This window comes from Ohtaekwangia koreensis (genome assembly GCF_900167975.1).
GTDB lineage: Bacteria > Bacteroidota > Bacteroidia > Cytophagales > Cyclobacteriaceae > Ohtaekwangia > Ohtaekwangia koreensis.
Window position 1 is genome coordinate 853977 of record NZ_FUZU01000004.1, and the last position, 12569, is coordinate 866545.

8 protein-coding genes are annotated in these 12569 nt (G+C 43.3%); 2 read left to right on the forward strand and 6 right to left on the reverse strand.

Features of this window, described 5'->3' with window-relative positions; all coding sequences use genetic code 11:
* The first annotated feature begins 8 nt into the window (after positions 1 to 8).
* Positions 9 to 2384: a TonB-dependent receptor gene (locus B5Y40_RS26750; protein ID WP_079689914.1), complete on the forward strand. Its 2376-nt coding sequence runs from the start codon at positions 9 to 11 to the stop codon at positions 2382 to 2384.
* A gap of 98 nt (positions 2385 to 2482) precedes the next feature.
* Complete coding sequence (locus tag B5Y40_RS26755) at positions 2483 to 3748, forward strand: PepSY-associated TM helix domain-containing protein (RefSeq protein ID WP_079689915.1); 1266 nt, start codon at positions 2483 to 2485, stop codon at positions 3746 to 3748.
* A 65-nt stretch (positions 3749 to 3813) separates the two neighbouring features.
* On the opposite strand, the gene B5Y40_RS26760 is transcribed toward B5Y40_RS26755, so the two are convergent.
* The 6 genes from B5Y40_RS26760 to B5Y40_RS26785 form a co-directional block, all read right to left on the reverse strand.
* Positions 3814 to 5781 (reverse strand): alpha/beta hydrolase family protein, encoded by a 1968-nt coding sequence (locus tag B5Y40_RS26760; RefSeq protein WP_079689916.1) that lies wholly within the window; start codon positions 5779 to 5781, stop codon positions 3814 to 3816.
* 1 nt (position 5782) lies between these two features.
* Positions 5783 to 6121: a cupin domain-containing protein gene (locus B5Y40_RS26765; RefSeq protein ID WP_079689917.1), complete on the reverse strand. Its 339-nt coding sequence runs from the start codon at positions 6119 to 6121 to the stop codon at positions 5783 to 5785.
* Between the two features lie 58 nt (positions 6122 to 6179).
* Complete coding sequence (locus tag B5Y40_RS26770; protein WP_079690034.1) at positions 6180 to 7151, reverse strand: pectinesterase family protein; 972 nt, start codon at positions 7149 to 7151, stop codon at positions 6180 to 6182.
* Positions 7148 to 8104, reverse strand: coding sequence for a pectinesterase family protein (locus tag B5Y40_RS26775; RefSeq protein ID WP_079689918.1), 957 nt, complete (start codon positions 8102 to 8104; stop codon positions 7148 to 7150). The genes B5Y40_RS26770 and B5Y40_RS26775 overlap by 4 nt, the downstream gene beginning before the upstream one ends.
* 42 nt (positions 8105 to 8146) lie before the next feature.
* Entirely contained in the window at positions 8147 to 9796 is a 1650-nt protein-coding gene (locus B5Y40_RS26780; RefSeq protein WP_079689919.1) for a glycoside hydrolase family 43 protein, read from the reverse strand.
* A 137-nt stretch (positions 9797 to 9933) separates the two neighbouring features.
* A complete protein-coding gene (locus tag B5Y40_RS26785; RefSeq protein WP_079689920.1) occupies positions 9934 to 12429 on the reverse strand; it encodes an InlB B-repeat-containing protein in 2496 nt (831 codons plus the stop codon).
* Positions 12430 to 12569: the final 140 nt, after the last annotated feature.

Below are 12569 nucleotides of genomic sequence, written 5' to 3' on the forward strand. Positions count from 1 at the left end.
AAATTACTATGCCACTTTTTACCCGATTCCCTGCCATTTTAGTCTTTATCCTTGCTAGCGCGACTGCGTTTGCACAAAGCGGTTCTATTAAAGGTGTTGTAAAAACCAGTGATGGACAAGCAGCTCCATTTGTAAACGTAGCACTGAAAGAAATCAATAAAGGAACTACGACTTCCGAAGATGGTTCTTTCGTCCTGAAAAATATTAAGGCTGGAAGCTATACGCTCATTACTTCTTTTGTAGGATTTCAACCACAGGAAAAACAAATTGATATCGCTGCAGGTGAAGTAACGGTTGTTGATTTTACATTATCCGAGAACTCGGAACAACTTCAGGAAATTGTGATCAGTGACTCACGAAGTCTGAATGAGAAGACTGTTGAGATCGGTAAAGCAGGAATAAAACCGATGGATCTTCCCCAGAGTTTGATTGTTATTGACAAAACAGTTTTGGAAAATCAACAAGCTGGTCGCTTAAGCGATGTACTGGTAAACACCAGTGGTATATATCTGATGGGCGCAACGGGCGGAGTACAGGAAGAAATAGCAGGACGTGGTTTCAGCTATGGTAGCAACAATACATTTAAGAATGGTGTACGCTTCAACAACGGAGTGATGCCTGAGATCAGCTCACTGGAGCGCGTTGAAGTATTGAAAGGAAGCGCTGCTATACTATTCGGTAATGTTACAGCAGGTGGTGTACTGAACCTGGTGACCAAGAAACCAAAGTTCCAGGATGGTGGTGAACTTTCCTTCCGCACTGGAAGCTATGATTTTTATAAACCATCGCTTGATATATACGGATCTGTAAACAATAGCAGTAAGGTAGCGTATCGTATGAATACGAGCTATGAAAATGCACGCAGCTTTCGCGACAATGTAACTTCTGAAAGAATATACTTCAATCCATCGTTCATCATAAAGGCTGGTAAGAAAACTGAAATTCTCGTTGAAGGAGATTACCTGAAAGACAATCGCACACTTGATTATGGAACAGGTGCTGTTAATTATGAGATTGCAGATGTACCACGCAGTCGTTTCCTAGGAGCGAGCTGGTCTTACTATAAAGCAGAACAAAAAAGTGCAACGATCACAATCAATCACGCGCTAAATGACAATTGGACACTGAATGTTTTGGGATCATACCAGGGATTCTACAATGATCAATACGGTACTACGCGTCCGAATGCATCGAGTCAGTTTGTTCGAACCGATGGACGTTGGGTACGTGGATTACAACGAAGTGGTACCGATCAGGATTACTACATTGTACAGGCTAATCTCACCGGCAAATTCTCGACCGGCTCTATAAAGCACCAGGTATTGTTTGGCGCTGATAACGATAAGTATGAAAATACAGCGCAAGCGTATGCTTATGAAAATCCCGCCATCACAGGCAACAACAAGAATGTTTACGATACGATCAATGTATATAATCTTTCTCTCTATCAACAGCGCACGGATATACCGACTATGCGCCTGACCAGTACAACCGAAAATCCTTCACAACGCGTGGGTGTATATGTACAGGATCTGATCAGCATACTTGAAAACGTAAAACTTTTGGCGGGCATTCGCTATAGCTATATGGAATCAGGAACGGATAAGACAAAGACCTACGATGATGCGTTCAGCCCTCGTCTTGGTATAGTATATCAACCGCTAAAAGAGATGTCTGTATTTGCCAGTTATGCGAATTCATTCACACTCAACACAGGACTTGATGTTAATAATGAGCGCCTGGCGCCTTCTGTTATCGATCAATATGAAGTCGGTATCAAAAACGAATTCCTCAAAGGGTTTCTTTCAGCAAACATAACTGCATATCAGATTGTGAACAGCAACCTGGCACAATCTGTACTCCCTATACCTGATGATGCTATCAATAAAAGCAATCCACAGGAATTGGCCGGTGAAGTCACCAGCAAAGGTGTAGAGTTGGACGTGATGAGTAAACCAATCAATGGAATATCGATAATCGCTGGCTATAGCTACAACGATACAAGGTATACCGAAAGCTCACAGTATATTAACAACAGCCGTTTACGCTATAATCCTTCACATACTGCCAATGCCAGCGTATACTATACGTTCAGCAACAGCTTCCTGAAAAATTTCAATGTAGGATTTACAACATTCTATATTGGTGAACGTGTTGCTGGCAGATCTACACGTACAACGGTAGCCAATGATACTTACAAACTGATGGCGATTCCGAACTACTTTCTGTTTGATCTCTCAGCAGGATATTCATTTGATCAAATCTCTGTACGTGCGAAAGTCTCTAATTTGCTCAATGAGCTCAGCTATAACGTACATGACGACAACAGCGTGAACCCGATCGCACCGCGAATGTTTACAGCGACACTATCCTATAAATGGTAACGTATTGCGATATCAGATTATTCACGAGCCACCTGGAACACAGGTGGCTTCTGTGTTTTAAATCGCAAAGTATATATACATCCTTGTAACAATATTTTATGAAGAATTTCTGGAGAAACATTCATCTTTACCTGAGCCTGGCAGCAGGAATAGTGATTATGATCGTCTGCTTTACCGGAGCCACTCTGGTCTTTGAAAAAGAATTACAGATGTCCATTTACCCGGAACGGTATACTGTAACCCCTGGCGAGAAACGCGTAGACCTCGATGCCGCAGTTGCTACTTTGAAACAAAAGGTCAAAGGCGCTTCGATATCCAGCGTGAAAGTATATAGTGACCCGGAACGTTCGCTGGAGCTAACGTATAGCGAAGAAAAGAAACATGCTGAAGGTGGTGAACACCAGAAGATGAAAGAAAAAAAATCTCCCGAAAAAGGTGATCACAAAAAAGAAGGCGGCAAAAAGCCGGAAGCGGGTAAGGGCGGTGGTGGAAGCCAGGCCTTCTTCAATCCATATACCGGAGAGCTCATCAGTTTATATACTCATCGCAATTCATTCTTCTTTACTATGTTTTCATTGCACCGCTGGCTGCTGGCGGGCGATGTTGGCAAGTTGATAGTAGGCATAAGCACCTCTATTTTCCTGTTCATTATACTCACGGGCTTAATTCTCTGGTGGCCAAAGACAAAAGCAAAGCTAAAGCAACACCTCACAGTAAAGTGGGCAGGTTGGAAGCGTATCAACCATGACCTGCACATTGTTATTGGTTTTTATACCTCTATATTTCTATTTGCTTTTGCATTTACGGGATTGGCATGGTCGTTTGAATGGTTTAACAACGGTATATATTGGGTAACAGGTACAGAGAACAAACGTCCTGAACCTCCTGCTTCGATCGCTGCTGCTACTGCTCCTGTTACGATGGAGCAAATTCTCGCTGCAGCAAAACAACAGGTTCCGAATGCAGTATATTATTCTATTAATAAACCTAAAGATTCCATCGCCGCGTATGCCGTAACGGTTATGCCTTTGGATCCCGTTCATGAAAAGGCATCCGACCAATATTACTTTGATCAATATACTGGCAAACTGTTAGGGACTTCACTCTATACTGATCGGAATTTAGGACAACGCGTTCGCGGAATATTTTATCCGATTCACGTTGGTTCAATTGGTGGACTGCCTGGAAGGATCATAGCATTTCTTTCATGCATAGCAGGTGTTACATTTCCGATAACCGGTTTAATCTTGTGGATCAACAGACTCAACAAGAAGAAAAAGAAACTTAAGAAGTCATTGAAAAAAGAAGCAGCTTCCGCGATTCATCTGAAGCGTAAAGACACTGCGACTGTGGCTAACGGCTAAAGCGAATGGCCGTCATCTGATAACGATTAACAATTGCTAAACCGGGCTATATATAGTCCGGTTTTTTATTCAATCGTGAGAGAAACGCCTTTATTCTTTACGTGAGCTATGAGGTTGTCTACATCGTAATGTACGAGCACGTTGGGGATGCAATAGGAATACCAGTTCAATAGTGTAGGATTCGAATATATATTTTCGAACGAAGTCAGATTCTTTTGTAGTGTTAGCTTGGTAAAACGGTTATCAACTACTGCAGCATGCAAAGCCGATAGAGCTGCAACGCCCCTCGCGTTAATATGAATCGATGCCTTTGACAATTGGCTGTCGTTCTTCACAAAATCGATTAATGATAATACATCCAGTGTCCGTTGCCCTATCAACGATTTACCGATGTGCAGCGATATCATGGCATTGCGATACTCTTGGTTATAGTATTTTGGATCATTGAAGGAAGCGGGGTCTTTCATCTCTCCCAGCCCACGCAGGTCGGCCATCACAACGGCCTGGTTATGCTCCAAGTATTGTTTCAATAGCGCGACACTGTCTGCTATCTTTTGCTTGCCTTGTTCATGAAGCCACAAGACAACTTCCGTTACTTCACCTTTTGGATATAGCGTCAGCACCGGCAAAGGAATGTCACCGTCTCTTCGTAGAATACTTTTATATATAGTATACTCCGCGCTAGCAATAGTCCCAACGGATTCCACTTTTATAGGTCGCTGGCTCAGATCAATTCGTAGGGCGGTCTTTACTTTTTCTGTAAGATCGCTTGTAGCATTACGCTTTTGTTTTAGCACTTCCGCGGTTGCAGCGGACCGCGCTATATCATTTACTTCATCCTTAAATGCAGCGTTTACCTGGCCGGCAGTTGTACAACTTAATTCCTTCACCGAAAGCGTTGGAAGCTTTTCTTCTTCTTTTACCAGAACATCTTTACCCTTGAGCCATTTGTGAAACCACATTACGGCTGCTTCACGTTTTGGTTTAGATATACCATGTCCGTCATCCACTGTAAACAAGCTAACTTTTTCGGGAGCACCCAAACCGGAATAAACCTGCTTGAGCTCGGCATAAACATCTTCCGCTCCGATATAGTCTACAAAATCATAACGTCCGGCAAGAATGAGCAAAGGCTTTGGAGCGAACATGATCAGAAAATCACTGATCTCCAATTGCTCGGCACCTTCATAAGGTATATGCTGGCAGCCATCACTGGCGCCAATCAATTCCAGGTTACGTTCTCTTCGCGCTATATAACTGCAAGGTGCAGCAACTTTAATGCGATCATCGAAACCTATATAATATGCTGCCTGCGTTCCACCCCCAGAATTGCCCAGACAACCGATTCGGTCTTTGTCTACTTCAGGGCGCGTTACCAGGTAATCCAATCCCCGTACATTATCCCACAACTCATAGGCTACTGCACCACTTCCAACCAGGTTAGCAGCACTATTCACCAAAGTATGCTCGGTAGTTCCGCCACGTGTAAGCGGCTTCCCTCCTATATCTGTCAGCTGATATCGCTCTCCTTGTGAAATGGGATCAATCACCAGTACCACAAATCCATGCTGCGCAAAAAGAATAGCCGTCTTTTGATACGACTCCGTTGCTTTTGCATCGGCTTCATGTCCGCAAAACAACAACACGGAGGGAAAAGGCCCTTTGCCTTCCGGGATATATAGATTGGAGGTCACATGATGATTCGGTATACTTTCGTATATAACCTTCTCTACTCGATAGTGCTTTTGCTGAAGTATACCGGTGACCTTCGCATTCAACGGTGTCACCACCGGTAAAGCATTCAGTATTTTTTTGTAACGTGCTTTACAGGCATCGCGATAAGCCAGCAAGGCTTCGCGTGACTGAAGTGCTTTCTGCAACACAGTTCTCCGTTCGTCATACTGTGCATGCATTTGCTGAAGCAAGTATGCATTTAAAGTAGCTTCAGCCTTCCAGTCAAAAACACTATACTGCTTTTGCCCGGCAACAGACAAGCTATAGAGACAAATAAGTATAGCACTTGTAAATCGCATCTTAACTTAGAAATTCTTGTCGGATGGGATTGAAACTATCAATGAGGCGGACATATTTTGTAAGCAGCTGTATAGTATGTTTCTTATTAGAAGGAACGCTGAACATATCGCCTGCTTTCAATCGCTGATCAGGCTCTCCTTCACAAAAGAAAATAATTTCGCCTTCCGCAACGTAAGTTGTTTGTTCGTGTACGTGGTAATGTGGAGGCTCCGGCTCACTCCATGGTCCACTGCTGAAATCGATCACGACCATCATCAAGTCATTGGTATGGATGAGACGTCTTTCAACACCATCCTTCACTTTCGTGATTATTGCATCTTCTGATTTTAAAACTGGCATCGGTTATATAGAGGTTCTATTGTTATACTTACAAACTATAAATTCACGAATCACTTTCTTACTTATGCTTACCATCTTTCACTATCCAATCTCGAAAAATATTTTCCAATGTAAAAGTCTTCATCTCTTCATCGCTTAGCTGGTGCGACCAGTTGACGCGCGCTTTGTCATTGGCTCCGGGACCTCTCGATTTATACTCCGCATAAAAAGATGTAGACTCGGCATCTTTCTTATCCCAGTTATGCCAACCCTCAGGCTTGATCTGCTTATCAAGGTAGCAATTTATAAAAACAGTTTTAGCAAAAGGTCTCCAGGGGCGCCCCAGGTAAAACGAATTCGCAGGAGCATCACCAGTAATTTTGCAATTGATAAATACAAATCCATAGCGAACGGTGTCCAACGTAGAGGCTGCTGTAATATATCCGTTGTTTTTACAAAACACTGTGCAATTATCAAATACTGCTGTTGACCATCCAAATATAAAATCAACAGTTCCCTCTATATAGCAATCTTTATAGTACTGCCTGCTTTTCTCTCCATGTGGATAAAGGGTATCCTGATTCCCAAGAAATCTACACTTGTTAAAAGTTACGCGATCGCCATCAATGCGCACGGCAACAGCCTGTCCGACCGGACCAGCGGAGTTTTCAAAGGTTATATTCTCAGCTGAGAAATCATCACCGAAGACAAAAAAAGTCGAAGAGCCGGTGGTGCCCATTTCTTCACCAAAACGATTTTTCTTTTGCGCGAAGTCGTCATTCGTGATAATTGTTTTCATGGCATCTTCGCCTATGAATTTCACATTGGTCTTTGAAGTTGCCAGTATGAGTTTCTCTTTATATACACCGTTCTTAACAAAGATGATAGTTTGATTCTTCCGGAAGTCAGGAACCGCATTGATTGCTTCTTGCACAGTTTTAAAATTACCTGTCCCATCTTTCGCCACAACAAAGTCATACTTTACCTGCGCCTTCGTTATGAAGGGCACTACAACGAAAGCCAGGATTGAAACTATATATTTGATTTTCATTTTGCTGTCAGATTCCATTCATCACTTCCTTTTAAAACATTTCTGGATGTATACAACTGTGATTCTTTCTTTGTCAATTGATGCGACCAGAGTACACGCGAAGCAACATTGGCACCGTTACCTGTTGAATTATATTCCGCATAAAACGTTGTCTTCTCTGCATCGGGCTTACTCCAGTTATGCCATCCTTCGGGAAGGATATGGCTTCCTAGTTCACAATTAACAAAAACAGTTTTTGCGTAATTTCTCCATGGCCTACCCAGGTATACTTTCGTTGCTTCCGGACTGGCGGTAAGTTTACAATTCAAAAATACATATCCGTATTGCTTACCTTCCGTAGTGGAAGCCGCTGTTATATACGAATTCTTTTTACTGTGAATCGTACAATTCTCAAACACAGCGGTTGCAGCTCCAAAAATAAAATCAGTGGTTCCTTCTATATAGCACTCCAGAAAATACTGGCGACTACTATCGCCTCCGGTATAGATGGTATCCTGATTCCCCAGGAAACGACAATTCTTAAAAATGCAGCGGTCACCCTCCACATGTAACGCAACAGCCTGCCCCACCGAACCTGCCGCATTTTCAAAGGTTATATTTTCGGCGTAGAAATCATTTCCCAATACTTTAAAGGTATAGGAGGTAAATGTATTGTGAGATCCCTTGCCGGAATAATCATCGTGCGATATAATTGTGGTATTCGCATCTTCACCGATAAGGGATATGCGATTGGTCCAGGAATATACCTCCACCTTTTCCTTATATATACCGGGTTTGATTTGGATCACGATCCTTTTATCAGGAAAAACCTTGCAGACGTTGATAGCTTCCTGTAAGGTTTTATAGTCACCACTGCCATCTTGCGCCACAACATATTTATCCTTATAGACCGTCTGTGAAAACGAATCGCTTATCGACAAAAGAAGAAATGTAATTAAAATGATCCTTCGCATAGCTCGTTACTGTATATATCCCTATCCAAATTAATTTCATTGTTACCGAACCGGCTCTACTCTGAACCAGTCGAAGTCCGCGTATCCGGAGTCGTTAATCTGCGTAGCACGTGTACAAAAAATCCCGGCCTTGGCACCAATCCATCGCCCTGCCTCCGCCTGGAAATCTTCTTTTATACTTTCAAATTTCCGTCCATCGGTACTATAGCTAAATTGACACTTCGCTCCTTTCCGGACTGTGACTCGCGTGTATATAGTCTTGTCCTTTAATTTCATTATAACCGTTTCAGTTTCCGCTTTTCCCTTTGCGGCATCTTTACAGGTTACATATATAAGTTGCATGCCTTCTTTTGTACTTTTCAGTGCGAGGTATGCATAACTCTGCCCCATGACAACGAAGCCTGCCCGTTCATTTTCAAGTTTTTCATTGGGGGTGAAAGTATATTTGGTAGTCATCATAAACTCCTCGGCTGGAAACTTCTGCAAGAGTATATTTGGAACATCCCAGTAATTCTTTGCTTCATCCGAAACTTTATCAGAATATAAACGGAGTGATCCGTTCGCTACGTTCATGAATGACCATGTAGCTTTTGGATTTGCCTGCCATTGCCACTGACGGCCGAGTGCATTCCCATTGAACTCATCGCTTTCCATCGGTGTCACGATCGGAAATGTTTTTGTCATGGCTGGCTTCTTATAGGTGAGCACCGGCTCGCCTTTACCATCGCCATCTTTATCGATGCCGATCACCGGCCAATCATTGATCCACTTCATAGGCTGAAGATGCACCACACGGCCATACGCTTCCTTATCCTGAAAATGCAAAAACCAATGTTCACCGGAAGGTGTATCGACCCAAGCACCCTGATGCGGGCCGTTGATCTGAGTTGATCCCTGATCCATCACCACCTTGCGCTCATATGGCCCATATATACTCTTCGACCGGAGTACAAGTTGCCAACCGGTAGCAACTCCACCTGCAGGGGCGAAGATATAGTAATAACCATTTCGCTTATAGAGCTTCGGGCCTTCAATGGTGGGATCGAGCTCGTGGCCATCATATACCAGCTTGCCCTCATCTAATGTTTTTGTGCCCTCTGCATTCAGTTGCTTTACAGCGACAATGCTTTTTATACCAGCGCGGCTCCCGGCATACGCGTACCCGAGATATACTTTTCCATCGTCATCCCACAACGGACAAGGGTCAATTAATCCTTTACCACCTTCAACCAGTACAGGTTCACTCCACGGACCCGTTGCAGTTTTTGATTTTGTAACATATATCCCGAAATCCGGATCGGGATAGTATATATAGAATTCATTATCATGATAGCGGATGGCGGGTGCCCATACACCATTACCGTGTTGTGTCTTTTCAAAATGCTCGAAAGGTGGCTGGCGTTTTAATGCATGACCAATGATGGTCCAATTGACAAGATCTTTGGAATGAAGTATAGGAAGCCCCGGTATACCATCAAAACTGGAAGCAACGAGGTAAAAGTCTTCGCCCACGCGACACGCATCGGGATCAGAATAGTCTGCATTCAATACTGGATTCTTGTACGACCCATTACCCAGATCGGATACCCACACTTTAGAGATGTAATTACTACCTTCTGATGATTGCGCCTGCACGTTAAAAAAGAGAGTCGTGCAAAAAAATAAAAGCTTAATCCTGTAAATCAACTTCATTCTACTGACTGTTTTATTTTTGAAGAAATGAAGATATAGGATTTTTACCCACACAGCATCCTATACCTCCATTTCTATTTTTATCCAGTGATCATTCTCATTGGCTTTACTACACAGAGAATGATCCTGAAAATAATTTACTCAACTATTAATCGCTGACGGCTTGTTTTCTGTCCGTGTTTCAACGTCATTATATAAACACCTCTCGAGTTGCCTATATTCAGGTTCACTTCATGTGTACCGGCTTCATATATTGCTTCTGGTGAGGTAACCTCTGTTTTTCCCAACGTATTGTATACCGCTACGCGTACAGGGCCTGCTTGCTTCAATTCAAATTTCAAAGTAACCAGTCCGTTGGAAGGATTGGGATACACCTTCATATTCAACGCATTGAATTCGGAACCATCTTCCGCTACCGGAGAAGCAGACCGTGCACTCGATCCGCATGATGCTGCAGCAGGGCTGTTTCCGGTTACTTCCATCCAGTCTATATTTGCAAACTCAGCGGCTACGCTTGTCTCCAATCGAATCGTATTCACACCGGAATTTAAACTCACTGTTGCTGTCGCAGTTGTCCACGTACTCCACGAACTTGTTTTTGGAAATGAGACACTGGAAAGCATAGTAGAGCCATTGACCAATACCCTTCCCGTTGTAGCACTGGTGGAACCGGCATTCGCATATCTCCAGGTTAATGTATAGCTGCCACCGGAAGGTGTGCTTACACTCCAGTTAACACCTTTTGAAGCCGAGTTGGAAAGATTTATATAGTACCCATTGCTTGCGCCTGTATATGAATTTTGCCGTGAACCATCCGCACTGCAATATCCGGATGTAGGCGAAGCTGCATCTTCGAGGCGAATCGTGGTTGTACCGCCTCCGCTTCCCTGTGGTGTTGCCTGCGCAGCATTTGAATTATAAGAGGTCGAACTGGTGATTCCTTTTATCCAGTAATAGTATGTAGTTCCATTTACAGGAGTTGTATCAGTATAAGTTCTTGCACTTGTAGCGACCGTGGCTATACGCACGCGACCCGCAGGATCAGAATCTGTATCACGATATACTTCCTGGGCGGTGAGTGTGATGTTACTGACTGTCCAATTCAATGCAACTTGTGCGTTTCCTGCCGTGGGTGTTAAAACAATCTCTGGCGTTCCGGTAGAAGCTGTGAATGTAGCAGTCACTGTTTGATTCGCATTCATCGTTACAGTGGTTGATGTTGCTGTGCCGCTTGCACCACCACTCCATCCGGTAAATGTAAAGCCGCTGGCAGGCGCTGCCGTAAGCGTTACCACGGTGCCTGCCGTATAGGTTGTGTTGTTCGGACTTTTTGTAACACTGCCACCCGCTGTGGGGGTAATGTTGACGGTGAGGGTATACGTTGTAGGGGTCGTTGTAGTGCCAGATTCAATGGCCCCTATATCTGGTGCTGATCCGTTATAGGCAATGCCGGTAGAGGTCGCCCCTGCATTGATCAGATCACTTCCTGAAGCCAGGTTTAAAAAACCATTTGCAGTAGGGCTACCGTTAGCACCAGGCGTAAGACTTACAAAGTCTGCGCTGTTCACAGAGAAATTGGCAGTTGCGTTATTGGTCCAAAAACCATTGGTAGTTCCAGACTGTGTTCCTACAATGCGATCATTGGTATGTGAACTTGAAAAATAAGACAGGTTGTTTTTAAAAGTAGAAGTACCGCCATCAAAATTAAAATTACGTTCAGTGTTATTATAGCCAGTGTTGTTCGTCATTTCGATTGTACCCAAATTACGATTATAGGTGAAGCCATGCTTGCCATTGTTAAAGGCTATACATCTGCGTACCATGTGATTCACAGAAATATCTTCACCTCCCAATTTAAATCCGTTTTTGTCACCATTACCAGAAGTACCACCGCTGGTAAGTGTACCATTGCTATGAGCTATACAATTTTCCAATAGTATAGGGCCTATCGGTCCCGTATCGGTCTTAGTATACAAATCCCATCCGTCATCTATATTATGATGTGATACACAATTTCTAAACACATTGCCCGTACCACTGGTGAGTTTGGCAGCAAAGCCATCAGCATCCTCATTGTCCGGATCTTTGTTATCATATGCTTCACAATTCAGTATAAGATTATTGGCAGGCCATTGACTGATGCTGGTATAGGATGTATTATACCGGCTGAGCTGAAGACCGCTATCATTGTTGCTGCGAAAAATGCAACTCTCTACGGTGTTGTTGTTCCCGGAAAGTAATATACCATTGTCACCGGCTCGTTCAACGATCAATCCCTTCAGATGCCAGTAAAGCGCATCGAGCACTATACCTCTGTTGGATGTTGTTACGGCTTGTCCGGAAAAATTCAATACAGGCACTTCACTGTTATAGGCAAATATCTTTTTGGTTGAACCAGAACTTCCATCATTACCGCGTGCGATAACAATGGTGGCGGAGTAATTATAGGTACCACCACGCATATATATAGTACCGCCTGATGTGACCAACGTTATCGCTTTTTCCAATGTAGTAGGCGAAGCAAGCGTACCAGGATTACTTGCTGAACCTGTGGGAGCAACATAAAGTGTTGACTGTGCAAATCCTTGATTCGCTATCAACCAGAAGATGAGAATGATAAATTTGTTTTTCATAACGATTTATTTTTGTGTGGGTCGTAGTCATCTTGATACGCGGCATTTACATGCAGCTTCGGACATAACTCTCCTTCACTTTATCATTTACATCTATTGAATACAGGTAAATAGCATAACGTGCAATCGATTGCACAATC

Bases quoted from the DNA above. Each gene is read 5' to 3' on its own strand.
- B5Y40_RS26765 (WP_079689917.1), bottom strand. From the start codon at position 6,121: ATGCCAGTTTTAAAATCAGAAGATGCAATAATCACGAAAGTGAAGGAT.
- B5Y40_RS26760 (WP_079689916.1), bottom strand. From the start codon at position 5,781: ATGCGATTTACAAGTGCTATACTTATTTGTCTCTATAGCTTGTCTGTT.
- B5Y40_RS26750 (WP_079689914.1), top strand. From the start codon at position 9: ATGCCACTTTTTACCCGATTCCCTGCCATTTTAGTCTTTATCCTTGCT.
- B5Y40_RS26785 (WP_079689920.1), bottom strand. From the start codon at position 12,429: ATGAAAAACAAATTTATCATTCTCATCTTCTGGTTGATAGCGAATCAA.
- B5Y40_RS26755 (WP_079689915.1), top strand. From the start codon at position 2,483: ATGAAGAATTTCTGGAGAAACATTCATCTTTACCTGAGCCTGGCAGCA.
- B5Y40_RS26770 (WP_079690034.1), bottom strand. From the start codon at position 7,151: ATGAAAATCAAATATATAGTTTCAATCCTGGCTTTCGTTGTAGTGCCC.
- B5Y40_RS26775 (WP_079689918.1), bottom strand. From the start codon at position 8,104: ATGCGAAGGATCATTTTAATTACATTTCTTCTTTTGTCGATAAGCGAT.
- B5Y40_RS26780 (WP_079689919.1), bottom strand. From the start codon at position 9,796: ATGAAGTTGATTTACAGGATTAAGCTTTTATTTTTTTGCACGACTCTC.